This is a genomic window from Cryobacterium sp. N19 (assembly GCF_002929595.1).
GTDB classification, from domain to species: Bacteria; Actinomycetota; Actinomycetes; order Actinomycetales; family Microbacteriaceae; genus Cryobacterium; species Cryobacterium flavum.
On record NZ_PJJR01000038.1, the window covers coordinates 1 to 22385 of the forward strand.

Annotated in this window: 29 protein-coding genes and 1 pseudogene; 15 read left to right on the forward strand and 15 right to left on the reverse strand. The window is 60.5% G+C overall.

What is annotated here, in order from left to right; genetic code table 11:
• From CXY78_RS22000 to CXY78_RS01310, 4 genes are all read right to left on the reverse strand, one after another.
• Positions 1-171 (reverse strand): IS3 family transposase (locus tag CXY78_RS22000; RefSeq protein WP_140425616.1); only part of this gene is annotated, 171 nt, incomplete at its 3' end.
• 46 nt (positions 172-217) lie between these two features.
• Positions 218-1402, reverse strand: a complete 1185-nt coding sequence (locus tag CXY78_RS01300; RefSeq protein WP_104087679.1) for an MFS transporter — start codon at positions 1400-1402, stop codon at positions 218-220.
• Positions 1399-1926 carry a helix-turn-helix domain-containing protein gene (locus CXY78_RS01305; RefSeq protein ID WP_104087681.1) on the reverse strand — a complete coding sequence of 176 codons (528 nt, stop codon included), beginning with the start codon at positions 1924-1926 and terminating at the stop codon, positions 1399-1401. Before CXY78_RS01305 ends, CXY78_RS01300 begins: the two co-directional genes overlap by 4 nt.
• Positions 1927-2185: 259 nt before the next feature.
• Positions 2186-2632, reverse strand: coding sequence for a GNAT family N-acetyltransferase (locus CXY78_RS01310; RefSeq protein WP_104087682.1), 447 nt, complete (start codon positions 2630-2632; stop codon positions 2186-2188).
• 84 nt (positions 2633-2716) lie between these two features.
• Here CXY78_RS01310 and CXY78_RS01315 point away from each other — a divergent pair, with 84 nt between their 5' ends.
• On the forward strand, positions 2717-3223 hold the full coding sequence (locus tag CXY78_RS01315; RefSeq protein WP_104087684.1) for a GNAT family N-acetyltransferase: 507 nt from the start codon (positions 2717-2719) through the stop codon (positions 3221-3223).
• Positions 3224-3452: 229 nt separating this feature from the next.
• On the opposite strand, the gene CXY78_RS01320 is transcribed toward CXY78_RS01315, so the two are convergent.
• The gene (locus tag CXY78_RS01320; protein WP_140425617.1) at positions 3453-3842 is read right to left on the reverse strand and encodes a MerR family transcriptional regulator; all 390 of its coding nucleotides are present in this window, start codon (positions 3840-3842) and stop codon (positions 3453-3455) included.
• 50 nt (positions 3843-3892) lie between these two features.
• On the opposite strand from CXY78_RS01320, the gene CXY78_RS01325 reads away from it, so the two are divergent.
• Both CXY78_RS01325 and CXY78_RS01330 read left to right on the forward strand, forming a co-directional pair.
• On the forward strand, positions 3893-5107 hold the full coding sequence (locus CXY78_RS01325) for an MFS transporter (protein ID WP_104087687.1): 1215 nt from the start codon (positions 3893-3895) through the stop codon (positions 5105-5107).
• A gap of 180 nt (positions 5108-5287) precedes the next feature.
• Complete coding sequence (locus CXY78_RS01330; protein WP_104087688.1) at positions 5288-5878, forward strand: NADPH-dependent FMN reductase; 591 nt, start codon at positions 5288-5290, stop codon at positions 5876-5878.
• Positions 5879-6045: 167 nt separating this feature from the next.
• Here the strand turns inward: CXY78_RS01330 and CXY78_RS01335 are convergent.
• Positions 6046-6655 (reverse strand): annotated as a pseudogene (locus tag CXY78_RS01335) (recombinase family protein).
• Positions 6656-7142: 487 nt separating this feature from the next.
• On the opposite strand from CXY78_RS01335, the gene CXY78_RS01340 reads away from it, so the two are divergent.
• From CXY78_RS01340 to CXY78_RS01360, 5 genes are all read left to right on the forward strand, one after another.
• Positions 7143-8114 carry an ABC transporter permease gene (locus CXY78_RS01340; RefSeq protein ID WP_158253238.1) on the forward strand — a complete coding sequence of 324 codons (972 nt, stop codon included), beginning with the start codon at positions 7143-7145 and terminating at the stop codon, positions 8112-8114.
• Between the two features lie 89 nt (positions 8115-8203).
• Positions 8204-8530 carry a hypothetical protein gene (locus CXY78_RS01345; protein WP_158253239.1) on the forward strand — a complete coding sequence of 109 codons (327 nt, stop codon included), beginning with the start codon at positions 8204-8206 and terminating at the stop codon, positions 8528-8530.
• Complete coding sequence (locus CXY78_RS01350; RefSeq protein ID WP_104087693.1) at positions 8527-8751, forward strand: helix-turn-helix transcriptional regulator; 225 nt, start codon at positions 8527-8529, stop codon at positions 8749-8751. Before CXY78_RS01345 ends, CXY78_RS01350 begins: the two co-directional genes overlap by 4 nt.
• Positions 8748-9701 (forward strand): ABC transporter ATP-binding protein, encoded by a 954-nt coding sequence (locus tag CXY78_RS01355; protein WP_104087694.1) that lies wholly within the window; start codon positions 8748-8750, stop codon positions 9699-9701. Before CXY78_RS01350 ends, CXY78_RS01355 begins: the two co-directional genes overlap by 4 nt.
• A gap of 83 nt (positions 9702-9784) precedes the next feature.
• Complete coding sequence (locus tag CXY78_RS01360; protein WP_158253240.1) at positions 9785-10468, forward strand: ABC transporter permease; 684 nt, start codon at positions 9785-9787, stop codon at positions 10466-10468.
• A gap of 122 nt (positions 10469-10590) precedes the next feature.
• Here the strand turns inward: CXY78_RS01360 and CXY78_RS01365 are convergent, their stop codons facing one another.
• Positions 10591-10839 (reverse strand): hypothetical protein, encoded by a 249-nt coding sequence (locus tag CXY78_RS01365; RefSeq protein ID WP_134360431.1) that lies wholly within the window; start codon positions 10837-10839, stop codon positions 10591-10593.
• 803 nt (positions 10840-11642) lie between these two features.
• On the opposite strand from CXY78_RS01365, the gene CXY78_RS22005 reads away from it, so the two are divergent.
• The 4 genes from CXY78_RS22005 to CXY78_RS01390 all read left to right on the forward strand — a co-directional run bounded on the left by CXY78_RS22005 (position 11643) and on the right by CXY78_RS01390 (position 16236).
• A complete protein-coding gene (locus CXY78_RS22005) occupies positions 11643-12821 on the forward strand; it encodes an MFS transporter (protein WP_051973715.1) in 1179 nt (392 codons plus the stop codon).
• A 603-nt stretch (positions 12822-13424) separates the two neighbouring features.
• Positions 13425-14135 (forward strand): hypothetical protein, encoded by a 711-nt coding sequence (locus CXY78_RS01380; protein ID WP_198410940.1) that lies wholly within the window; start codon positions 13425-13427, stop codon positions 14133-14135.
• Entirely contained in the window at positions 14132-15349 is a 1218-nt protein-coding gene (locus tag CXY78_RS01385) for an HAD hydrolase family protein (RefSeq protein WP_081882460.1), read from the forward strand. Before CXY78_RS01380 ends, CXY78_RS01385 begins: the two co-directional genes overlap by 4 nt.
• Entirely contained in the window at positions 15349-16236 is an 888-nt protein-coding gene (locus tag CXY78_RS01390; RefSeq protein ID WP_104087697.1) for a DUF6024 family protein, read from the forward strand. The genes CXY78_RS01385 and CXY78_RS01390 overlap by 1 nt, the downstream gene beginning before the upstream one ends.
• 547 nt (positions 16237-16783) lie before the next feature.
• Here CXY78_RS01390 and CXY78_RS01395 read toward each other — a convergent pair.
• Together CXY78_RS01395 and CXY78_RS01400 are read right to left on the reverse strand one after the other, a co-directional pair.
• A complete protein-coding gene (locus tag CXY78_RS01395) occupies positions 16784-17251 on the reverse strand; it encodes a GNAT family N-acetyltransferase (protein WP_035880386.1) in 468 nt (155 codons plus the stop codon).
• 193 nt (positions 17252-17444) lie between these two features.
• Complete coding sequence (locus CXY78_RS01400) at positions 17445-17660, reverse strand: PLD nuclease N-terminal domain-containing protein (RefSeq protein WP_035880385.1); 216 nt, start codon at positions 17658-17660, stop codon at positions 17445-17447.
• 282 nt (positions 17661-17942) lie between these two features.
• Between CXY78_RS01400 and CXY78_RS20910 the strand changes: the two genes are divergently transcribed.
• Complete coding sequence (locus tag CXY78_RS20910) at positions 17943-18164, forward strand: hypothetical protein (RefSeq protein WP_134360430.1); 222 nt, start codon at positions 17943-17945, stop codon at positions 18162-18164.
• Positions 18165-18352: 188 nt separating this feature from the next.
• On the opposite strand, the gene CXY78_RS01405 is transcribed toward CXY78_RS20910, so the two are convergent.
• From CXY78_RS01405 to CXY78_RS01420, 4 genes are all read right to left on the reverse strand, one after another.
• Positions 18353-18991, reverse strand: a complete 639-nt coding sequence (locus tag CXY78_RS01405) for a DDE-type integrase/transposase/recombinase (protein WP_104087698.1) — start codon at positions 18989-18991, stop codon at positions 18353-18355.
• 30 nt (positions 18992-19021) lie between these two features.
• Positions 19022-19207, reverse strand: a complete 186-nt coding sequence (locus CXY78_RS01410) for a hypothetical protein (RefSeq protein ID WP_140425619.1) — start codon at positions 19205-19207, stop codon at positions 19022-19024.
• A gap of 151 nt (positions 19208-19358) precedes the next feature.
• Positions 19359-19649: a transcriptional regulator gene (locus tag CXY78_RS22010; protein WP_369827217.1), complete on the reverse strand. Its 291-nt coding sequence runs from the start codon at positions 19647-19649 to the stop codon at positions 19359-19361.
• Entirely contained in the window at positions 19646-20185 is a 540-nt protein-coding gene (locus tag CXY78_RS01420; RefSeq protein ID WP_140425620.1) for a hypothetical protein, read from the reverse strand. The genes CXY78_RS22010 and CXY78_RS01420 overlap by 4 nt, the downstream gene beginning before the upstream one ends.
• 182 nt (positions 20186-20367) lie before the next feature.
• Between CXY78_RS01420 and CXY78_RS01425 the strand changes: the two genes are divergently transcribed.
• Both CXY78_RS01425 and CXY78_RS01430 read left to right on the forward strand, forming a co-directional pair.
• The gene (locus tag CXY78_RS01425; RefSeq protein ID WP_104087703.1) at positions 20368-20670 is read left to right on the forward strand and encodes a helix-turn-helix transcriptional regulator; all 303 of its coding nucleotides are present in this window, start codon (positions 20368-20370) and stop codon (positions 20668-20670) included.
• On the forward strand, positions 20667-21206 hold the full coding sequence (locus tag CXY78_RS01430) for a hypothetical protein (RefSeq protein ID WP_104087704.1): 540 nt from the start codon (positions 20667-20669) through the stop codon (positions 21204-21206). Before CXY78_RS01425 ends, CXY78_RS01430 begins: the two co-directional genes overlap by 4 nt.
• A gap of 379 nt (positions 21207-21585) precedes the next feature.
• On the opposite strand, the gene CXY78_RS01435 is transcribed toward CXY78_RS01430, so the two are convergent.
• Both CXY78_RS01435 and CXY78_RS01440 read right to left on the reverse strand, forming a co-directional pair.
• On the reverse strand, positions 21586-21897 hold the full coding sequence (locus CXY78_RS01435; protein WP_104087706.1) for a transcriptional regulator: 312 nt from the start codon (positions 21895-21897) through the stop codon (positions 21586-21588).
• Entirely contained in the window at positions 21887-22357 is a 471-nt protein-coding gene (locus CXY78_RS01440) for a hypothetical protein (protein WP_104087707.1), read from the reverse strand. Before CXY78_RS01440 ends, CXY78_RS01435 begins: the two co-directional genes overlap by 11 nt.
• Positions 22358-22385 lie beyond the last annotated feature (28 nt).

Here is a 22385-nt window from a genome sequence, read left to right on the forward strand (position 1 = left end):
TGTGCTGCGCGGTTTACGGCCACGAACGAGGCCGTTCATGCCTTCCAGCCGCATCAACCGGTCCACGGTGTGCTTGGACACACCGGCGAACTCGCCCCGGCTCAGCCACGCCGTCATCTTCCGGCGGCCATAGAGAATCTCCGGCTGCTGCCGGCCCTGAACGTCCCGCACTGTCAACGCTTTAAGCCGATCCAGAAGGACAGCGTCGCTGCGGGTCCTAACCGCTGTTTCTGAGTATCAGCACGGTTGCGGATATCAGGAGGATGAGGGCCACTGCTGCGCCGATGATGAATCCAAGACGGGGCTCCATGGCGTCCACGGCGAACCCCACCATTACGGCGGCAACGGCGGCGCCAGCGTTGACTGCCGTGTTGATCCAGCTCGATGCCTCGGTGCGCACCTCTGCAGCGGTGAGGTCGTCCGCGAGTAGGTAGCCGGTCACGAGCGACGGGGCCAGGAAAAAGCCCACCGCAGCGAGTCCGAAGTTGAGGACCACGACAAACTCAATTGTCGTGAGGAGTGCGCACAGCGCGATCATGACTGTGACCGAGATGAGTAGTCGCTTTACGAGCGAGCTCCTCCAAGTTCGCTGTCCGTAGAGCAGGCCTCCGACTGCGCTTCCGGCTGCAAAAGAGGCGAGAAGGATGCCAGCCAGGCCGACCGATCCCTGACTGTCGGCGATTGCGGGTGCGACCACTTCCACGGTCCCGAGTATGACTCCCACGCCGAGTAGCGCGATCAACACTGCGACGAACCCGCTCTGTCGTAACGGCCGTGAACTCTTCCGGGGGGAAGCGGTGACGGCAACGTGCTGTCGCGATAGCGAGCTGCTTGTCATGCCGAGGGTTCCGGCAAGCGCCACCGTGGCAGTAGCGACCAGTCCGACCGTCGGCGATGCCGCACTGAGAGTGGCCGCTGCGATCAATGGCCCCGTCGTGAACAGTAATTCCTCACAGACCGCATCGATGCTGTATGCCTTCGTCCGCAGCGCTCCCGGCGCTGTCAGTGAACCCCAGAGCACACGCATCGAGGCGCCGAGCGGTGGCGGGAATAACCCGACAATGGCCGCCAGCCCAATGAGCGCCCCTGACGAAGGGTCGGGCTGGGCTGTCAGCGCAGCAATGCCGCCGAGACCGGCAGCGAAGGCGATGGCTAGCGAGTTGAGTGCAAACCGCTGTCCGCGCCGGTCGACGAATCGTGCGCGGTACGGGGAAGCGATCACGTTCGCGAGCCCGAAAGCTCCAGTAGCCGCGCCGGCGGCAGCGAAAGAATCCGTGCTTCGCTGCACCGCGAAGAGCAGCACTAAGGTCACTATGGCGAACGAGAGTCGCCCGACGAGCGCGGGGACAAAGACCCTGAGTGCGCCGGTCGTGCGCAGTACCTCGAGGTAGCCGCTACTCATGTTCGCGGGGCGGTGTCGTGGTTCACGACTTCGAACAATGCGAGGGTGGCACTCATCCGGATGCCTTCTGGTGTTGCGGAGGGCACCGCCTCATCGTGGATGAGTTTCCCGATCTCGCGTGACATGTCGCGGATACGCTCCCATGCCTCGCGGGAGACGGTGACCTCCGCCTCGGTGAATACGAATTCGGATTCTGACAGGTAACGCGCGCTGCGGGCGATCAGTTCTGCGGCGAGGGAACTCATCAGAGCCTGGTGCTCGTCGACGCGGCCCGAACCGAGCGCTTCGCCGCTCGCGGGATCGTGTCGGTAGCGCTTGGCGGTCCCGCCACGAATATTCGTTTCCTCGACAAGCTGCACGAGTCCCGCCTGAGCCAAACGACGCAGGTGGTAACTCACGTTCGCTTGGCTCTCGCCCAAGATACGCGCCGCCTCCGTAGCGCTGAGAGCCTCGGCAGTCAGAAGCGAAAGCAAACGCAGGCGTAACGGGTGAGCTACGGCCCGGAGGCCATCAAGATCCGGCATGCCCAAACGATATGCCAAACCACACCCAACCTCCAAATCGTTCTTTTGCGGTCACCTGTCCGGAGCACATGCCGACGCAGCTCACGGCACCGTCCGAGCTGAAGTGCCCTAAAACCTGACGATGATCGGACTCACGTTTGGATCGAAACGGCCTGTCCGCCGGCACCGAGCGCCGTGCCCGGAGAGGAACCCTGCGCGGGACGGTTCCGCGAATGTGCCGTCTCAGGGCTTTGTTTCCGTGCACACGGAAGGGAATCTCTCATCGAGAATCGATGGGCTGGTATCGAAACAAAACGGAATCACGGCGCACGAATCCGGAGGCCTCGTAAAGCCGGATCGCGGATTCTCTGGATGGGCGCGACGTCAGGTCCAGGCTCCGCACTCCCAACGCCTGCGCTCTGGCAATCAGCGCGGTCAATAATTCACGAGCGATCCCTCGGCCACGGGTGAGTTCGTCCACCACAACGTCATCGATGTGACCCCGGACCCCAGTCGGGATTGGAAACGTCACGAGGGTGGCCATTCCTACAACCCGACCAGCGAGCCGCGCAAGGAAGAGATCGACTGACTCGTTCTCCACCATCCGATTGAAAATTTCCCTGTCGAACATAGCTGTCTGTGACAGCTGCGGAAGCAATCGGCGAATCTCTTCCGCGACAGCGTCGTCGGCGTGGGTGGCGATCGAAATGGTCAACTCATCTTCCATAGGGAGAGGCTACCTGTGCCGAGCCAGACCGCCGCAGCCGGGTGCCACAGCGGAACGACCTGCGGGCGTGGATAGGCTGGTCCGATGCTCTTCCAGACCGAACACTTATCGGTGCGTCAGTTTCGCCGCGACGACCTCAACGACTTCTCAGCCCTCTGCGCGGACCCGAACGTGATGCGATTTGTCGGGGACGGGACCGTCCTCAGCCGCCCCGAAGTATCGCAGTGGATCGAAATCTGCGAGCGAAAGTACGTCGATCGCGGTTACGGCACCTCGGCCGTCTTCGACGCGCGATCTGGCGAGTTCGTAGGCTACTGTGGCGTGATTCGAGCGCCTGATCGAGACTTCGATGAACTCACGTATGTCTTTCATCAGAAGGCTTGGGGCAACGGTTATGCAACGGAAGTCGGGATCGGCATGCTCGACCACGTGTTTCGCATCTCGTCACTGGGCTCCATCTCGGCGACGATCGAGCCGGAGAATGAGGTCTCCAAACGCGTTGCAGCAAAGTTGGGGATGATTGAACTGCCATTCGATTCCGAAGATGTGAGTTATTGGAGGATTACACGCGAGCAGAACTGCGCTCGATAGCTCTATTTAGTCCCCTGGCGGGGAACCCTGTTCACGGTGTCGGTAGACCAACCCTCTACTGGCGCCACAACTGGTGCCGAAGCCCGAGGGACGTCAGAGCATGAGAGGTAACGTGAGCCGTATTTCATCCGGATAGGAAGTTCCGAACCGTGCCTGCCGAGCTCCGGATTTTCGGCAGCGCGTAGCGGTTGCGCCCTAGGCCCACAAGCCCGCTGATGCGGACGCCAGGCTAGGCTTCGGGCGAGTCCACTGCGTTGCTGACGTCGCACAGTTGTACCGGCCCGGTCAGGTCGTCGAGCGCATGGTTGAGCTGATCAATCCGTTCTTGCGCGGCGGCTCGGAGCTTGGCCCCCACGCTGGCCCACTCCGCCGAGGAGGGCTTGGAAGGGAGATCGATGAGAAGTTCCGAAATTTCGCTGACGGACAATCCCACTCGTTGAGCCACTCGAATCACCTTGATCCGGCAGGCATCTTCTTCGCTGAAGCGACGTTGATTCCCGGACGTTCGCTCGCCAGCGATCAGACCATGTTTGTCGTAAAACCGCACGGCCGATGCATTCACCCGGCTGGCGCTGGCCAGGTCCGAAACTGTCATGGATTTCGTCAGCAATTGATTCAATGTACCTCTCCACTTGACTTCAACCTTTGTTCAAGTTTTAGCATTTCTACATGCCCGAACGCAACCATCTTGACACCGTCCCCGTGCCGCAAAGACCCCGTACCAAGGGTTCGGTGGCACTAATTGCGGCGAGCATGCTCACTGTCATGGCGGGAGCAACGATTTCCCCAGCGCTGCCGAAGATGGCCGACTACTTCTCCGAGGTTGATAGTTCCGGCTTCCTAGTGAAACTCGTTGTCACCATCACTGCGCTGTCGATCGCCCTCTCCGCCCCGGTACTTGGATGGCTCAGCGATCGAATCGAGCGGTCCAGCGTGCTCAAGGTTTCTGTTGTCGTTTACGCAATTGCGGGCTCGGCCGGATTGTGGATTGATGATCTGTCAGCACTGATGGTTTCCCGGGTGATCCTCGGTATCGCAGTGGCCGGTGTTATGACGTCGTCAACGGCGCTGATCTCCGAATGGTTCACGGGCGAGCGACGGTCCAAAATGTTTGGTTTTCAGGCCGCTGCGAGTGGGCTCGGCGGGGCGGTGTTCTTGTCGTTGGGTGGGGCGCTGGCGGTCGTCAGCTGGAATGCGCCTTTCGCCATCTACTTCTTGTCGCTGCCGGTCGCCATCCTTGTCGCGTGGAAAGTCACCGACCCGCCCCCGGTGCCGAAAGTCGCAGCCGAGTTGAAACCCGTGCTGAAAAGCAATGCCACGGCCCTCATTTCAGGAATCGTGGTGCTGGCGTTTGTGATCCAGATTATTTTCTATGTGGTGCCGACTCAATTGCCTTTTCTCCTCGGCGAGATGGGCGGCGATTCCTCGATCACTGGTCTGGTGATCGGGTGGATGGTCTTGGTCCAGGCCCTCTCCAGCCTGAGCTACCGCTGGGTGTCCCGCCTGGGATTCAGCAACGTCGCGTTGCTCAGCCTGACTCTGATGTCGGCGGGGATGACGATCATCGGCACCTCCGGTGCCATCGCCCAGGTTCTGGTTGGCCTATCGATCTCGGCCCTCGGAGTGGGACTCGTGATGCCAAATCTCAATTCGTGGATATCGGACAACACCTCGTCTGCGACCCGGGCGCGCGCGATCGGCGCGTTGATCTCGGCAATGTTCCTGGGGCAATTTGTTTCACCCGTGATCGCGGAACCCGTCATTCAAGGAGGCGACACAGCACCGGCCTTCCTCGCGGCGGGTGTGCTCTCGCTCGTGGCAGCTATCACCGTCCTCGCTTTATCCGTTGCGAAAATCGCGCAATCCGACTCGGCGTCACCCTGACTCGGGACGAGAGCACACGGTTCGTGCACGAGTCGGACGACTTTGCCCGTCGTAAGAAGATTACCGGCGTGCCCATCCTTCATTGGGAATCCGGAGCGCCGCTGAGAGGCGTGCATAGCAAGCACACTGGCAAACCTCATTCCCTGACCTTCCACCTCAACATCACAGAAAACGGACTCAATGAAAATCGGAATCATCGTAGGAAGCACTCGCCCGGGACGTCGATCCATTTTGGTCGCCAAATGGGTCAAAGCAATTGCCGACAGCCGTCAGGAACACGACTTCATCCTGCTGGACCTGCTGGACTACGACCTCCCCCATCTAAACGAAGAGATTCCCGCCGCCATGGGTCACCCGTATGGGCACGGTCACACCCGTGCGTGGTCCGAGTCGGTCGCATCCTGCGACGGTTTCATCATCGTCACTCCGGAATACAACCACTCGATTCCCGGGGTACTGAAGGATGCCCTCGATTACCTCTTTAGCGAGTGGCACAACAAGGCCATCGGATTCGTTGGATATGGGCTACTCGGCGGAAGCCGAGCAGTGGAACACCTGCGAACCATTTCTGCGGAACTTATGCTCGCGGACGTCCGCGCGCAGGTCGCACTGTCCCTTTTCATCGACTTTGTGGACATGAAACTTCTCAATCCCGGCGACCACCACGTAGCTACCGCGAATCAAATGCTTGATCAACTACTTAGCTGGAGCAGCGCCTTGCGCCAGCTCCGTGACACCTCGACAGACTCGCTGTCGTTCGTCGAAGCCTGACGCTCGGCTGAATAGAAGAGTGCCGAGGGCGATCTGTCATTTTTCGAAGTCGTCCGCACAACGGCCATCGTGCTTTCGGGGTTGTGCAGGTGAGTGGGAAAACTGGCTTTTCCGTACTCCTCTGCATAAAACGCCCGTTTACTCCTACTCCTTTGCACGACGCACGTTCAGGCGGCGGTGTCCCCGGCTCGCTGGATTGCCCGGTAGACCGTGGATCTGGCGACGCTGAAGAGTTCAGCGATCTGCACGGTGGTGTGTTCGCCCCGTTGGTGGACCTCGACCAGGTGCTTCTCCTGCGCCGGGGACAGTTTGGGCTGCTTGCCGCGCAGCCGGCCGGCCGCTTTGGCGACTTGCATCCCNGGCCGCTTTGGCGACTTGCATCCCTTCACGGGTGCGTGCTCGGATCAGGTCGGCCTCGAATTCAGCGACCATCGCCAGCACATTGAAGAGGAGTCTGCCGACCGGGTCGGTGGGGTCGTGAACGGAGCCGCCGATGCTGAGCTTCACTTCACGAAGGGTGAGGTCGTCGACGATGTCTTTTGCGTCGCGAAGTGAGCGTGCCAGCCGGTCGAGCTTGGTCACGACGAGGGTGTCGCCGGCCCTGCAGGCGGCTAACGCTTCGCGAAGACCCGGCCGGGCCCGATTCGTTCCGGTGAGGCCCTGATCGGTGAACGTCTGCTGGAGTGAGACGCCGAGCGCGGCGAGGGCGTTCTTTTGGGCGGTGAGGTCTTGGTCGTTGGTGGATACGCGCGCGTAGCCGATAAGCATTCCAGTCATGCTGGAGTGCACCGTTTATCCCCCCTTCACCGGGCATTTTCTCGGGCGGGGCTTACGGGAATCGTGTGCTCCCGGAACTATGCGGAACGTCTTCGATGCTCCGTGAGTGTTCGGGTGTCCCGGTCGCCGTCCGGCTTACGGGCGGATGGGCGTGCCAATGTTTAGTTCGCCCATCCGAGCGCCCACTGATCGCTCCGAAGGGCGCGTGGGTTGGCGGATGGATTGCTCCCAGTTGCGCGGCATGTCTCACGCCCGTGCGGCATCGAGTTCGGATTCCTGCAGCGCAACTTGACACTGCCTCGATTGTCAAGGACACTTTTCATATGGTAAGTCTCCTTGTCACCGGAACTCTCGGTCAGTTTGGGTGTCGCTTGTGATGCCGTGGGGCAGGAGGGACGTTTCCTTCCCGCTGCGTTGGGGAACCTTTGCACGTATCTCTGCGATGAGCGGGAAGGACGTGCTGAGGAACCCGCTTACGGGGTTCTCGATGCTGTTCATGTTCGCGACCATTATGGTGATCTACGTTTCGATGTGGCTTGCCTTCACCGTTCTCGGGCCGACTCCCTCGGCCGTCGTAACTTCTGCGGGTGCGCACGTTACGAACGCTTTGGACCGTGCAGGTGTCGCGCTCGTCGACGCCGGCACCGAAGGCCAGAACGCGGAAATCTCTGTTCACGACAGCCGCGTATATGTACTCCTTGATGCATCGAATCAACCAGCGTGGAATCCGATCTGGATCGGGCTTCGAGATGCCGGTTTCGCCGCCGACGCGATCACCGTGGTCGACAGTGACGGGGATGTGAAGCTCGATCCGCTCCGCGCTAATTTGGGCGTCGCCGCGATGCTGGGGATCGCGAGTATCGCATTCATTGGCACCACCGTTCCGTTGGTAGCAATGAGGGAGCGAGGTCTCCTTCGATTGTTTGGCACGACGCCCCTTCGCCGCTCGACGTTCTTGCTGGCGCAGCTTCCAGCTCGGGTTCTCGTCGCGGCGGTCCCGATTACTCTCACCGTCGCGATCGCGGTCTGGCAACGCTACCTCGATGGACTCGACGTCCTGGGCCTTGGTGTCACGTTTCTGCTCGGAACGGCCATGCTTCTGTCCTTCGGGTTGTTATTCGCAGCACGGTCACGGAACGCCGAAGCGACGCAGCAAAGCATGGTGATGCTGACGATCATGCTGACTTTCGCCTCTGGGGGCCTCTTGCCCGCCTCAATCGTCCCGCCTGTTATCCAGATCGCGATGAACTGTCTGCCGACGACATGGCTAGCGACGGCCGCCAGCGTCACGCTCACCGGCTCCGAACCGTTTTTTCCGCTCACAGCCCTCTGGGCACTCATGGCGGTGGCCGCAGGATGTGCCGCGGGAATGGCTGCCCGCCTGTTCGAGTGGGATCAGTCCGAACCGCGGCGCTCGAAACTTGCGATTCGACGAGAGAAAGTACAGGCGCAATTGTGACACCAGAACCAAAGACTCGAACCCCGAAAGAGCTGCAAGGGTCTCGACGGTACATGTGGGAGGTAGGCGCAGGAGTCGTCCTTTTCGTCGTGCTGTTCCTTTCCCTTCCGTCGGTCGCTCGCACCGAAGAGGGAACGCCAGCAAGTATCCTGGTCGCGCTCCTGCCACTCATCCCTGTGCTTTGGATCACTATCGCCGTTGCTCGACACATTCGTCGTGTGGACGAGTTCCAACGGATCTTCGTCTTGCAGAGCTTCGCGATCGGCTTCGCGGCGGCGATGTTGATTGCACTCACTATCGCTTTCCTGAGCACCGCCGGCGTCACCGTTGCCTACCCCGAGTGGTGCGTGTTTATTGGAGGGATGTCTTTGTGGGGAATCGCCATTAGTGTTCTCTCCTTCCGCGCGAGCCGATGAGAAACGACGTTCGCAAGCTCCGCACCGAGCACGGATGGACTCAGGTGCAGTTCGCCGAAGCTCTGGGCGTCTCCCGGCAGACCGTCAACGCGCTGGAGACCGGTAGGTACGACCCCTCACTGCCGTTGGCCTTCCGAGTGTCGACCCTGTTCTCTGCGCCAATCGAGACCATCTTCTTCCCCGACGAAAATGACGCCCCACCTACCGGAGGCAAGCGATGATCGACCGAACAAACGATGTGATTGTCGTGAACAAACTCTGCAAGGCGTATGGAACGCAGGATGTCCTTCGGGGTATCGACTTGACAGTGCGGCGCGGCGAAGTCTTCGGACTTCTCGGGCCGAACGGAGCAGGAAAGACCACGACGCTGGAGACCATCGTCGGGCTCCGTCGTCCCACCTCAGGTACCGTCACCGTTCTCGGCTTCGATCCTGCGAAGGACCGGCGTGAGATTACCGAGCGAATGGCCGTGCAGCCACAGGCCGCAGCGTTGTTCCCCACCTTGACCGTGTGGGAGACAGTCCAACTGTTCGCTTCGTTCTACACCGCACCGCGTGAGGCCGTCGATATTCTCCGCGAGGTCGGGCTTGAACAGGCACGCGGAGTGCGAGTGAAGCACTTATCTGGCGGTCAAGAACGACGCCTACTTATCGGCATTGCCCTCATCGGGAACCCCGAGATTCTGGTGCTGGACGAACCCTCCGCCGGACTAGACCCGAGCGCCCGCCGCAAACTGTGGGACATCATCGAACGTCAGCGCGAGCGAGGCGGCACGGTTCTCTTGTCGACCCACCATATGGACGAGGCCACGCAGATGTGCGACCGACTTGCCATCATCGTTGACGGACGAGTCGCGGCCGAGGGAGAACCTGAAGAACTCATCAGGGAATACTCTGCCACCGCAACTGTCACCTTCACCGTTCCCCGCTCGGTGACCATCGCAGACCTCGCCGAGTTCGGCCTCGTCGGCAACATAACGACGACCCAGATCGGAGTTGAGACCCATGCCCGTGTGGTGACGGATGACCCCGACACCATCATTCGACGAATCACCTTCTCACCGAGACTTGGCGCCCACGACTATCGAGTGCAGCGGGGGTCCCTCGAAGACGTCTTCCTGGACATTTCAACCGCGAACCCGAGCACGACATCGAGCACCGGCAGGCCATGAAGGTGGGAGCCGAGACGGGCGCACAAATTCTCCCGTTCGCGCGGGTGCACACACGCGAACTTCTCCGGAGTAAACGTGCTTTGGTGGCGCTCCTGGTCAGCTTCGCTGCGCTTCCCGTCCTGTTCTGGGGCATCGACATCCTTATTGTGGCGGCTACCGGAGGCCCAGGCGGCCTGCTCCGGACGAGTTTGCCGCTCATCGCCGTGACCGGATTCATGGCCGTCGCGCTCATCCTGACAACCGTGCAACTCGTCACATACCGCAGCAACGGCGTGTTGCGCCAGCTGGCGACCACTCCTGCGCGCCGCACAGCGTTCCTGCTCGGGCACGTCCCTGTTCGGGCCGGAATTATCGCCCTAGAAGGAATCGTCATCATTGCCATTGCAATTGCGGACGGCATCGTTATGGGAGACGTAGGAAAGCTCGCTGTCACGCTTCTGCTCGGCGGGGCCATGATGCTCGCCTTCGGTTATCTTCTCGCCGCCCGGATGACGAATCCAGATCTTGCACTGCAGCTGTCGTACATCATTCCGATGATCGCCCTATTCACGTCCGGAGCGGTGTTCCCGCTCGAACTATTGCCTGAATGGATCACGATTGTTTTCCGCGCTCTTCCATCCACCTGGTTCGTCAACACCCTGAGCGCGCTGTTCGCGAACACCGTACCCTTCCTCCCCATAGGCGCGAACTGGGCGCTGATGACACTTTTTGCAGCGGGTGCAGCCTACGTCGCGATTCGATCCCACCAATGGATATCGAATGAATGAACCGCTTCGCGAGGCACAAACAGCCACGCCCGGCCTCGACCCAGTCCCGCACCCGTCGGAGTCACACCGACCAGCTTGTCAACTGGCGCCAGCGTCGATGTCTGCCGCAGTAGCCGTTCGGCTTACGGGCGGTTGGTGCTCGGCATCGCCTCGACTGTTTCTGGTCCAACTTCACGGTCCTCGGCGGAGGGTGAGCCTGACGCGATAGAGGTGTTTCGCACGGTGATGACGGCGCAGAGAATGACGGCGATGCCGCCAATGATGGTCCGCCAGTTGAGCTCTTCGCGGAGGAGTAGCGCTGTCCAGAGGATGTGCAGGGTAGGTCGGGTGCGTTGCACCTGGCTGACCTGGGCCATAGCCCCGATGGCCACTCGCGGTACGAAAAGCGGCAGCCCGGGTGAAGATGCTCACCACTCCGAGGTAGGCGAACGCCGCCCAATGAGCCAATGCGTTATCGAGGGCTGGTCGATGACGGTAATTATTTAAGTGAGAATAACTCAGCTGAGACGAGTGATCACGACTGAGGACACGCCTGATTCAGGTCCTCCCAAGTATCACGTCCGACTTCTGACGGAGAAACGAAGCTGTACGCATACCAGCCATCCCCGGACGGGTACTCCTCGATGAAAACAGTCTTCGACGGCGCACCCGGGATCTCAACCCCTTCCGCTCGCAAGCAAGCAGCCCGGGCAACCTCGCCCTTGTACAACTGATCCCAATCAGCTTGAGAATACTCTTCAAACGAGCTCGGGCCGGTCACGGGAAACCGCTCTCCACATTCGACGGCCGACGCGTCATACTGATCTGCCTGATCCGTCGACGTCTCGCCACCGTACGAGTCATCTGACGGGTAGTACGTGACGTCCCACCCTTCCGCCTGCATACATCGAGCTATCTTGGCCGATCGAGTCTCGGTCCTATCGGTCCCCTCGTTCGCGGACGCGCCTGTGTCAGATTCTGGAGACACGCGGTCGGCCGTGCACCCGAGTAAACAAGCGGCGACCACCGTACCCAGGAGATCAGGTCGACCGCGCAACAAGAAAATGTTGGCCCCATTGCTGATCGCAACACCGCCCTTGGCGCTTAGGAGTTGGAGTTAGGGTTACGGTTAGGGTTGTCCAACGTGAGCCCCAATCCCGCACCAACCCCACCGCCGGTGTGGCGCGCTGCAGGAATGCCGGCGCTCCTTGTTTTCACGGCCGCTGGATTCGCCGGTTTCTCTGCCCTCCTACCCGTCGTACCCCTTTGGGCGGTAACCGGCGGTGCGAATGAGGCCGGTGCCGGTCTCGTCAATGGAGTGTTGCTGCTGGCAACGGTTGTGACGCAGCCGTTCGTTCCCCGACTTCTCAGTCGTCTAGGAACCGGTCGCGTGTTGGCCGCTGGCCTGGTGCTTCTGGGGGTTCCGTCGTTGCTGTTTCTTTTCTCTGACCATCTGAATTGGATTTTGCTCCTCTCAATAGTGCGTGGCATAGGGTTTGGTGTGCTCACCGTGGCCGGATCGACCGTGGTGGCCAATCTCGTACCGCGTGCCCAACACGGTGCAGCCATCGGGGCCTGCGGTGCGGCAATCGCGGTGCCGCAAGTAGTTCTTTTCCCCCTCGGGCCATGGATGTCCGAGTCAGTGGGATTCTGGGCAGTTTTTGCAATCGGCACCCTGCCGATTCTGGGCATCAGTTCTGCGCCACAACTGGCCCGTGTTCTGCGGGAACAGACAGCCGAACGCGCTCTTCAGCCGCCGACCGAACCCACGACAACGGTGAACAACACGGGGACTGGGGGGCGGCTTCTGCTGGGCAGCCTCCTTGGCCCCATGCTTCTCCTTGGTGGCGTCACACTGGCCGGCGGTGCGCTCATCACCTTCGCGCCACAGATGAGTTCAGCGCCAGCCGCGACGGCCGGCGGACTCGCGCTGCTCACCTTCAGCGCGGCAGTGACTCGGTGGGGCGTTGGCGGACTAGCTGATCATTATGGCGCCCAGCGCTTTTTGTGGCCGCTGGTGCTGATATCAGTCATCGGTCTTATTCTCACCGCCACCGCGGTCGAGAATCCTGACGCGACGAGCATCCTGCTCTTCCTTGCAGGGCTGATCTTAGTCGGCATCGCTTTTGGTGGACTCCAGAACCTGACCCTGCTGCTGTCCCTCGCCGCGGTGAAACGGGGGCAGTACGGCACCGCCAGCGCTGTGTGGAACATAGGATTCGATTTGGGCACGGCAGTGGGCTCAGTGCTGATCGGTACACTCGCTGCCGGGCTGTCATTTTCCACGGCACTGCTCGTCGCGGCCGGCATCTGCCTCGCTACGCTTCCGCTCGCGCTCCGTGGCAAACCGCGCTACCCGCGTGCAGACATATAGCGGGTTGCGGATATCTCTCTCGACACGAGGCTCTAGCCAGGTCTCGACCCATAACAGGAAGAAGAATGCCCCGGACTTCGGCGGAAGTTCTGGGCAATTTTAGTGAATGCTGTCTAGCGGAAAGGGGACTTGAACCCGCGACACCATGATGATCTTGAACTGCATCTTCCCCACTTATCGAGCCTTCATTCACCCGTCGATCCCAGGAAATAAACTTGATCAGCGATCACCATGTTCACCCAGGGCCGACTGTCCGAGATATCCGCGGCAGGCCATTGCAACCTGTTATATCGGTTGGTGTCACGGAAGGTTTTGTCGGTCTTACAGGGTGAACGAAAATGATACTTTCAACCGTCTACAGGGTGCGTCCATACACTGAATGTTACGACAATTCATTATGAAACATGATCCTCCTACCGACTGTCTCAAGTCACGGTACGGGCGCACCACTCATCACATCAGCATTCACCAGTAACACGCAGAAATCGAACATCCACGCCGGCAGGCTGACCAGTCATAATTCTAGGCGCGCTAACGGTCTGCTAGGCTGCGCGAAGCATTGGTAGTCATTAGCAGTCATTGACAATGAATTACGGAAAATAAATGCTTATTGAAAAAGAGAATGCCCAGTTGGTTATGTTCAGTGGCGGACGAGACAGCACTCTGGTTGCTGCCCGCCTCATGCTCCAGGGGATCCCCGTCCACCTCTTCAGTGGAAATAGCGGATGCTCGCTCCACCGCGGACTGCTCACCCTTCGAGTTAAGGAGCTGCAGGCCCGCTTCGGTGACCTCGTCGTGACTCACGTAGTCAGTGACGTGAGCGGCGCCTTCCGGTCCATCGCAATAGCGAATATCGAGCACGATATCTTGACCCACCGCAAGAATCTCATCCTTCTCGGCGAGAAAATCGCCATCCACGCACACGCCGTCGACTACTGTCGTCGCAACGGCCTCGCCATTATGAACGATGGCATCGCTCGCTATCAGCAGGACTTCCCCGAGCAGCGCATGGTCGCCCGAGAGTACTTCGAGGGGTTCCTCGCTGAATATGGAATCGACTACCGCAGTCCTATCTACGAGTTCGCCACATCGGGCGACGACGTCAAATATCGCCTCCTTCAGCTCGGCCTCTCCACAAAGTCTTTGGAGGGTGTCTCTATCTTCGGCGACAGCTTCTCCACACCGACGGATGAGACCATCCTGGCCTACCTCCAGGAGAAGGAGGCCCTGAGTCACGACATCATCAACTTTCTCAGCGGGCGTTCGTTGGCCATTGGTCACGAGACGCGCGATCGGGCTGAGATTACTGGATGAGGAGAATCGACAAGGCGGCCGCTGTGATCCTCCGTGGCGGCTTACTCCTTGTGGTTCGAAAGCGTGGCTCGACGACTTTTATTTCCCCGGGAGGAAAACCGGAACCTGGGGAAAGAATGGACCAGGCCTTGGCACGTGAGCTCACAGAAGAGACCGGGCTGCATCTACGGTCTTGGCAACGGTTTGGGACCTACTCTGACCGCGCTGCCTTTGAGCCGTCTTCGACGGTGCGGATCGAGGTGTTTCTCGCTGAGGCGGACGGGACCGCAACCCCGGGTCAGGAAATCGAGGAGGTCGCCTGGATCGACGGCGGATTCCGAGAGGCAGGTATCGAGCTGGGCTCGATTTTCGATCATTTCGTGGTGCCCGCGCTCCTCGCCCAGGGGCTGCTGCGTCCGGGGTCGATGCCGAGTCTCGGTCGGCCTGCCGAGCGCACCATCATCGTCGACCTGGACGGCACCATCGCCTTCGACGGAGGCCACCCGGGACCCAAGGTGAGCGCGGCCCTGGACCATCTGGGCGAGCGAAGCGATATCCATCTGGTGGTGGCTACGTCACGCGCTCCTCGCGGAGCCCGCAAAATCATGGGTGCGTTGGCCGATCGAGTGGATGAGTGGTGGTGCTGCAACGGTGCCTTCCGGACTGGCCACGGAAGGGAGACCGAGACCACAGCGCTGCCGTGTGAACCCTTGAGGGCGATGATCGCGTGCCTTCGCGCAGAGGCCGTTCCCTTCTACCTTGAGTATGGCGACCGGTTTGTCGTCAGCGGCGGCGGCTTCTCGTGGATGGCCTATCCCGATCGGGCCGAGTACAGCCCCGACGCTGACCCTGACCTGGCGACTGTCATCAAGCTGGTTGTGGACTCGCAGGATTCTGCCTTGTGGATATGCCGACTCCGGGACTCGGCCGGCGACGACGTGGAGATATGTCTGCACGCCGGCGGGGTTATCGATATCACAGCCGCCGGCGTCACAAAAGCGAAGCCACTTGACCTCCGGATGAACGCTAACGGGTCAGTGGTTGTGGCGTTCGGCAACGACCTGAATGACCAAGAGTTGCTAGCCCGGGCCGACGTTGCGTTCGTGGTCGGCATCGGGTTACCCGGCCTGGAACGAGCCAGACATGTGCGCCGGGTATCAGCTGATGATGCCGCAGTGGCCACGGCTTTGTGGCACGTGGTGAGTATTCCAGCCTCCGATGAGCTCGAGGCCTGATGTGCGCACTGGACGCTGCGGCGTTACATCCAGATCTGCAGGTGTCTACCGGGCACGGACACTACTACGCTCAGGCAGCGGAGCTGCGGTCCACCATCACCTGCGCACTAGTCCGTGACCTGGGCGCGGGAGACTTCCGGCCCTATCTGCTTCATAATTCCACCTCCGCCTTGATGGCGGTGTTGTTCGCCGCGACCAACGCAGGCCGCAGCATCAATACCGAGGGCCCCATCGAACAGCACTACTCGCCTTATAATTTTCTGCTGCCGCGAGCCGGGCCATTAGCCGACTGGGAGCTGCGAACCCACGTCTCGCCGGTCACCGCAGTGGTCGATGAACTTGGTGGACGAAGCATCCGTATCGTCGACGCTGCACAGTCACTCGGTACTGTGCTCACCCCCGCGCTCCTGACAGGCAGCGACGTCGCGATCGCGCCTTTGCACAAGCACCTTGGCCTGGTGGTCGGCCTGGGACTGGTGCTGGTCCGCCGCGATGTCCCCGACCTGGAACCGGTTCATCGCGTCCTAAGGGTGGCCGAGTCAGGTGCCCAGTCTATCGAACTTCTTCGCCGCGCCGCTTCGGCGATCAAGAACCTTGACGGGAGGATAGCCAACCTGGCCCAAGTGAACGTCAGTCCGGAGCTGAGCGCGTGGTGTCTCGATCGCGGGCTTCGACCACTGGCGTCAGGGCCGGGTGCGCCGTATGTGTGCCTGACCACCACCGACGGCATTCCTGTCGCGGATCGACTGGCGCCGACGGGTTGGCGTCATTTCCGGGAGTTCAACACAGCCCGCTTCTCCTTCGTACGAAGAGGCAGGCCGGGCGAAGCGGCAGTCGATCACGTCCTCGAGTTCCGGATAGCCGTCAATCGGGCTCTGGGGCGCTGACAACGCATTTGCGTGATACGTGCAACGCCAACTACGACATGATTCCCGCCTGGATCAATCCGACCCGCGTATCTTTTGCGGTCCTCACGGTCCTACTCCTCGGTGCATTTATCACTTCAACAGTCACGCACCACAGACGTAAATTTCGAAGAACCTGAGGAATGGGAAACCTCTGAAATTTCCCGCTGCAGTTTTCTCCGAGAATCGATCGCACCCTGACGGTCCAACACGTCTCATCGCCGCAGGACCGTGTAAAGCATCCGGCGCAGACGACTTCCCAGATGCCCGAAGTGGTGTTCACCAGCTCCCTTCCGACATCTCACTAAAGGTTCCGCTTGCGAGCTCCTCTGGACAAGAATTCTCATTTGGACAAACTCTGCACGCTCCTGCATTTCGATCGTTTGACAGCCGTTCTTCGTGCGCTCCTCGGCGGCACGGGCGCTCTCGTCAACGACGCGGTGCGGCGCAACACGGACGGAACGACCAGCATCCCGACTGAGCACCCTCGCGACCGGCTAACGCTCGACTCCCAGAGCGTCGCAACCCGTCAACGACCGGCGAAATCGGCGAACAAGACGCGCGGTGAGGCGGTGAACCCGGTGCGTTCGTAGAGGTGGATTGCCTCGGGGCTGGAGTGCACCGTGACGTGTTCGAGGCCCAGCTGTCGAGCTTTGTCCAGAACGGCCGTCATCATCGTGTCGCCGATGCCGACGTTTCGTTCCTCGGGGACGACGTACACGCACTGCACGTCTCCGGAAGCACGATCGGTGGCGCGCGGGCTGGGCACGCGGGGTAGCACCGCCAGCCAGGCCATGCCGACGACCACTCCGCTGCGCATCGCCACGACCCGGTGATGTGTCTGCTCATGCGCGGACGCGAAAGCCACTACGGACGCCACGAAGTCCTCCCGGCTCACGACCGGAACTCCGCCCCGCTCCACCACCCACCGCCAGCGCAATCCCGCGATTGCCTCCGTCTCGAGTGCTTTGGCTTCACGCACCACGATCTTCGTCATCTCGCCAGTCTGCCCGATCGCACAACAGATGGTTCACGATGTGGTTCGCAGGGATCGCTTCCGCGCGGCAATTTAGATAGCGACGAAGGCATCCCTTCTTCTGCGTCCCGCAGGGGGTTCCTCTCAAGGTGCAGTCCACGCAAGGCATCGTCGACATTTCCAAGAATCGATAGTCAGCACCACAAGGCCGGCGCTACTCGGGCTGAGGTCGTCTGCCGACAAGGAACCAGATCACAGGACCTGCGATGGGAGCGAAAAGCACAATGAGCACCCAAATGGCCCGAGCGGTCGAACTCAACGAAGGTGCGCGCCGAATTTGCACCAGGGCCACCACGAGAGCCACGAGCATCACCACTACAACGCCGCTCCACGCGATGTCGTAGAAAGCTGGAATAAGCGGATTGTTCATCGTCGTCCCCCGGTTCGACAGGCATCCTGTCTGCCAAGCTGATCAGCAGGGAGGAGCACTGTCAAATTTCCACTCCGCGAGGCCGTGGAACCCCGACTTCTCAAGTTCGTCCGCACGAGGTTCGACTCCCGGGACGCGTTGCACCGGATGATTCGGCGGGCACGGGCCGTCGCGGAGCCGACAATACGCATTGGATCGCAGCAGCACTTGGGACGAGGGGCTAGCGCCCGACCAACATCTTGTATTCGGCGTCGTCTGGTTCGTAGCCGATACTATGAAGGCATGGCGAAAATCGATGATGATGGACACTCAGCCAAGGAACCTATCCGCTCAGCACCGCAAGATCCACCGTTTCAGGCCCTTCTTCCCAACCTAGAACGAATGTCACCATCGACATTCCGAAAGGGAACGGTTAGCCGCCGTCGTGTTAATCGGGCGCTGCTCGTGCTCCTTGCCGTCACCGGCCTCGCCGGAGCGATGATCGTCTCCTCCTTCATCCTCTGACTTCAGCCCAGAAAGCAGACGAGAGCGGACGGCACCACTATTCGTTCCGTTGATACCCGACAGCCGCAGTGTCCCGTGAGACGTTCCCGTTGCGGGACACGCTCACACGCCGTGATGTGATCACACGGAGGTTTCGGGCGAGTTCAGGCCCAGGCGCATGAACGAGGAGAGTCGACTTAACGAGTCAATCATTGGCAGTGAGATAGGCCAGCACCGCGCGTACCCGGCGATTGTCCTCGCCAGCTCACCGCAGATTCTGCGGCGGCTTTGTCGCAAGGGCGGTGGACGCGGGCCGGGACCACGGCGGTGGAATAGTGCTCGGCCAGCTCCTGGTATCGGGCCTGGACGACGCGGGCACTGTCACCCTTAACCGTTCGATGGGTCGCGGTCGCCGCGTTGTCCGGGACAATTATCTGGGTGGAACCCCCGAGAAACTGGAAGGCCTGGACGTGGGCGTTGTTCCACGAATCCTGCTTCATGTCGGCAAAGGCCGAGCAGTAAATGACCCCGGAGAACGGGAGGACTGCGACGAACAGGTAGCCCTTGCGGATCTCTCCGGTGGCCATATCAGTTACCGGCAGGGTGTCGCCGGCCCAGTCCACGAGCAGTGCTCGGCCCGGATCGTGGTGCAGCGTCGCGACGACGTCGTGGGTGTCGACGTACTCTGCGAAGAGCTCGCAGTACCGCGAGTACCCGTACTTTTGGGCTGGCTTGGCAGAGTCCAACCCCACATACATTCGCCAACCCTGCTGCAGGGTGAAGTGTTTGTTGTTCTTCATCGACCTCAACGTCCCCGCGAAGTCCGGCTGAACGAATGCTTCCGACATGCTTCGGAGCCGATCGGGAAATAGTTCCGCTTACTGCTCGTCGCTCATCGTCGCGGCGGTCAGCCCATTTGCCGTGACGGTCTTTTTCACCAACGAGATGTCCCGACGTAAACACCCCACCAGGCCCGCGATTTCGTCGTAGCTGCGACCCTCGAACACCAACGCTGTATGGCCTTGTAGTTCGCCATCGATGTCTCCTCCGTTAGGAATCGGCACCACCCGATGTGATGCCGTCCTTTCAAGGGATCAAATCAAGATGGCCGCAGTACCAACTCCGTGGAACGTTAGTACCAACAACGTGGACTACCCGTACCAAGTCGGACTACTCGCCAACACCTCCTCGGCGGGCTCGAGTCGCAAGCGTTGGCTACTCGCCAGCGATTGCGCGGAGCGCCCCGATGTGGGCCGAGTAAGCAGTGCGACCGCTCTTTGTAAGTCTGATGTCGGTGAAGGTGCGTGAATTCACCGAAGACTTACTGACTTGCACAAATCCCACTACACGCAGGGCCGATATGTGCTTGCTGAGCACCGAGTCCGCAACTTCGAGCTCCTCCCTCAGCACGGTAAAGGTAGCCGATTCGACCGCGAAGAGCATGGCACAAAGGCGCAACCGTATCGGAGAGTGAATTATGGGATCAAAACCCTCCACAGTCTTCATGTTGTGCCAAAGGTGGTCGGAGACGGGCTAGCTACCTGACGTTGCCAGCGGAGACCGCCAGCGGTGATTGCGACAGCTACGGCCAGGCTAGCCAAAATCGCGACCAAAACGGAGTTCCATGAGTGCGCTGCCATTGAGCTGACGAAGATTCCAAGATAGACGACCGCTATGGCGCTGATCGTGTACGGGAGCCCGCTTCTCGCGAAGATCTTGATCGTAATCCCGGTGAGTGATTTGTATAGACCGCCCACAGCGACGACCCCGAGGCAAAAGACAATGATTGCGAAATAGCTAATGTCGGGCGGAAGAATTTGCGCGGCGGCGATTACCCCGCAGAGCACCCCGCACAGCGCGAAGTACCACCAGGGCGCTCGAGCATGAGCAACGACTCGATCACGCGCTTCCGACGCTGAGTTAATGGCTGTGCGAGCTTCGTTTGCCGACGGATCGTCGGGCTGCTTGTTCGTCCCCATGCAGGCAATGCTAGCTGCTAGTTTCCACATTGGAAAGCCCTTTGGGACGAGGTTGCGTGTCATGGCCAGCTTGTAGGTTTCCTGCTCAGCGGCATGACCGCGAGGCCTGCATCGCACCAAGCCGGGAAATTCCGTGCCCACAACTCCAGTTCGGCGGGCGCATACAGGACCGGCTGTGAGGTCGTTTGCGCCTGACAAGAGTTATCCATCTTGCATATTCGTTGCTGATACGCAACACTATATGCATGAATGGCAACATTGCAGCTAGTGAAACGAGGAGGCGGTTGCACAACCGCCTTGCTGTCCTGCGCGTCGAGCGAAGAGTGAGTCGCCGCCAGTTGGCCGAAGCCGTGAAAGTCAATGTTCAGACCATCGGCTTCCTCGAACGCGGCGACTACGGACCCTCGGTCGAGCTCGCTCTGCAGCTCGCCGCCTACTTTGCCTTACCGGTCGAAGCGATCTTCTCCCTAGATCCGTTTCCACCAATGTCGGCGCAGCTCTATGCCGCCCCTTCGAACACTGATCCAGCGAACGGACATGACTCATGAGCAATTCCCACCCCAGCAAGCGCGAACGCGCCGCTGAGTTGCGCGTCGAGATGGACAGGCACGCAGCCGGCTGGCGCCAACGGCGTCAGCCCGTGTGGATGCGTACGCCTGCCAACCGGCGCGTCCTGGCCTTCTCCCCGGCGATCACTTTTGCACTCGGTGTCGCATCAGCGCTGGCCGCGGAAGAACCTCTTGGACTCGCGCTGCTGATGTCCGCTTTATTGATCGGAGCGGCGGGGACGGTTCTTCTGCGGCGCGCCACCCACATGCTCGACAACGCGCCTCGCGAACAGCTCGATGAGCGGGAAATCTCGCAGAGCAACCGAGGCTTTCATAGCGCTTTTCATGTGTCGCTGGGAGTGGTCGGGATGCTCTGGGTACTCGCGGTCATCGACGAGTTCATTGCCACGTCTGCCAACCTTCTTGGAGGGAACTCGTGGATCTTCTTGACGCTGGCAGCACTCATCACGGTGAGTATGGCGCCCGCCGCGGTACTCCTATGGAACTTGGACCCAGCTTCCGAGGAGGACGAGTGACAAGTAGTTAGATCTCAATTCGACTTCGAACTTGACTATCGCCCAAAGAAGCTCGTCGGGGATGCCCACAATCGGTCGTTTGCGGACCACTCGCGGCCGCGCCAACCCGCGAGTTGTCGTGGGCCGCTACCTTGGGACTTTGCTGGTCTATCGCGGCGTTCTGTGATCGCTCTATGTCGTTAGTTCCCGGTGACGATTGTGGGTTGGCCCCGTCATTCCAGGGAACGTGGCGGCGTCAGTGGGATCCACCCGTCAATACCGCCATCTAATTCGGGAGAAAAACCGCCATACAAATCTGAAAGCCACAGAACCATGCGGATCGTCTTCGGTGTTTTATGAGCGTGTGAGCGCCCCGGTGACCGTCCGGCCTACGGGCACACTAGAGCGCTTCCGTACTAGCCAGCTCCCGCAGCGCTGCAATGTGCCCGTCGAATGCCGTGCGCCCTCGAGGTGTAAGTGAAACGGACGTGGTGCGACGTGAGTCCGCGCGTTCGGGCGATGTCTGTTTCGAGGTGTACACGTAGCCGAGTTCGGTCAGGTTGCGAATCGTTTTGGAGAGGTTCGCTTCGCTCACATCGAGCGTATCGACGAGGGTGCTGAAACTGGCGGCATCCAGCGGACGGAGCAGCGCACAGAGCCGCAGCCGTGTGAGTGCATGGATCGCCTCGTCGAAGCGTGGGTCAGCGGGCACGTCTCAGGTCCCGAGCGTATGCCTTGTCGTAGATCGCGACGCCAACGAGCATGAGTATGAACCCGGCGGACGTGGAAGCGATGATCCAGGAGCGTTCGTCCATCATTGCGAGAGCGAGGGAGGTGACGAAGGCTGCGACGATCAGGGCGCACAGTGCGATCAGCACTGCCAGACTTACCGGACCGGCCGGGCGGTTGGTCGAGATCCCGGTCCGCTTGCGAAAGGCGTGATCGATGCCGACGAGGGCGATGGTGGCAAGCGCGGTGACGACGCTCATCGGGCCGGCCACGCCCGCAGCCGGCGAGGCGACTACTGCGGCAACCGCGAGAGCCTGTGCCGGAGCGGCCCACCAAGTCTCAGCAGTGAACCGAGCTACCAGCCGGCGGCGATCGCCGTCGATCATGCCAAGCGCCTCAAGAGCGAACGCGGAGTCAGGCTGGTCGAAGTAGGCCAGGTCCATGCGACCAAATGAATCACTTGCCTACTAG

What these genes read in the sequence shown, in the direction of transcription:
- CXY78_RS01300 (WP_104087679.1), bottom strand. Translation starts at nt 1,402, where the DNA reads ATGAGTAGCGGCTACCTCGAGGTACTGCGCACGACCGGCGCACTCAGG.
- CXY78_RS01305 (WP_104087681.1), bottom strand. Translation starts at nt 1,926, where the DNA reads ATGCCGGATCTTGATGGCCTCCGGGCCGTAGCTCACCCGTTACGCCTG.
- CXY78_RS01310 (WP_104087682.1), bottom strand. Translation starts at nt 2,632, where the DNA reads ATGGAAGATGAGTTGACCATTTCGATCGCCACCCACGCCGACGACGCT.
- CXY78_RS01315 (WP_104087684.1), top strand. Translation starts at nt 2,717, where the DNA reads ATGCTCTTCCAGACCGAACACTTATCGGTGCGTCAGTTTCGCCGCGAC.
- CXY78_RS01325 (WP_104087687.1), top strand. Translation starts at nt 3,893, where the DNA reads ATGCCCGAACGCAACCATCTTGACACCGTCCCCGTGCCGCAAAGACCC.
- CXY78_RS01330 (WP_104087688.1), top strand. Translation starts at nt 5,288, where the DNA reads ATGAAAATCGGAATCATCGTAGGAAGCACTCGCCCGGGACGTCGATCC.
- CXY78_RS01340 (WP_158253238.1), top strand. Translation starts at nt 7,143, where the DNA reads ATGCTGTTCATGTTCGCGACCATTATGGTGATCTACGTTTCGATGTGG.
- CXY78_RS01350 (WP_104087693.1), top strand. Translation starts at nt 8,527, where the DNA reads ATGAGAAACGACGTTCGCAAGCTCCGCACCGAGCACGGATGGACTCAG.
- CXY78_RS01355 (WP_104087694.1), top strand. Translation starts at nt 8,748, where the DNA reads ATGATCGACCGAACAAACGATGTGATTGTCGTGAACAAACTCTGCAAG.
- CXY78_RS22005 (WP_051973715.1), top strand. Translation starts at nt 11,643, where the DNA reads ATGCCGGCGCTCCTTGTTTTCACGGCCGCTGGATTCGCCGGTTTCTCT.
- CXY78_RS01380 (WP_198410940.1), top strand. Translation starts at nt 13,425, where the DNA reads ATGCTTATTGAAAAAGAGAATGCCCAGTTGGTTATGTTCAGTGGCGGA.
- CXY78_RS01385 (WP_081882460.1), top strand. Translation starts at nt 14,132, where the DNA reads ATGAGGAGAATCGACAAGGCGGCCGCTGTGATCCTCCGTGGCGGCTTA.
- CXY78_RS01390 (WP_104087697.1), top strand. Translation starts at nt 15,349, where the DNA reads ATGTGCGCACTGGACGCTGCGGCGTTACATCCAGATCTGCAGGTGTCT.
- CXY78_RS01395 (WP_035880386.1), bottom strand. Translation starts at nt 17,251, where the DNA reads ATGACGAAGATCGTGGTGCGTGAAGCCAAAGCACTCGAGACGGAGGCA.
- CXY78_RS01400 (WP_035880385.1), bottom strand. Translation starts at nt 17,660, where the DNA reads ATGAACAATCCGCTTATTCCAGCTTTCTACGACATCGCGTGGAGCGGC.
- CXY78_RS20910 (WP_134360430.1), top strand. Translation starts at nt 17,943, where the DNA reads ATGGCGAAAATCGATGATGATGGACACTCAGCCAAGGAACCTATCCGC.
- CXY78_RS01405 (WP_104087698.1), bottom strand. Translation starts at nt 18,991, where the DNA reads ATGTCGGAAGCATTCGTTCAGCCGGACTTCGCGGGGACGTTGAGGTCG.
- CXY78_RS22010 (WP_369827217.1), bottom strand. Translation starts at nt 19,649, where the DNA reads ATGAAGACTGTGGAGGGTTTTGATCCCATAATTCACTCTCCGATACGG.
- CXY78_RS01420 (WP_140425620.1), bottom strand. Translation starts at nt 20,185, where the DNA reads ATGACACGCAACCTCGTCCCAAAGGGCTTTCCAATGTGGAAACTAGCA.
- CXY78_RS01425 (WP_104087703.1), top strand. Translation starts at nt 20,368, where the DNA reads ATGAATGGCAACATTGCAGCTAGTGAAACGAGGAGGCGGTTGCACAAC.
- CXY78_RS01430 (WP_104087704.1), top strand. Translation starts at nt 20,667, where the DNA reads ATGAGCAATTCCCACCCCAGCAAGCGCGAACGCGCCGCTGAGTTGCGC.
- CXY78_RS01440 (WP_104087707.1), bottom strand. Translation starts at nt 22,357, where the DNA reads ATGGACCTGGCCTACTTCGACCAGCCTGACTCCGCGTTCGCTCTTGAG.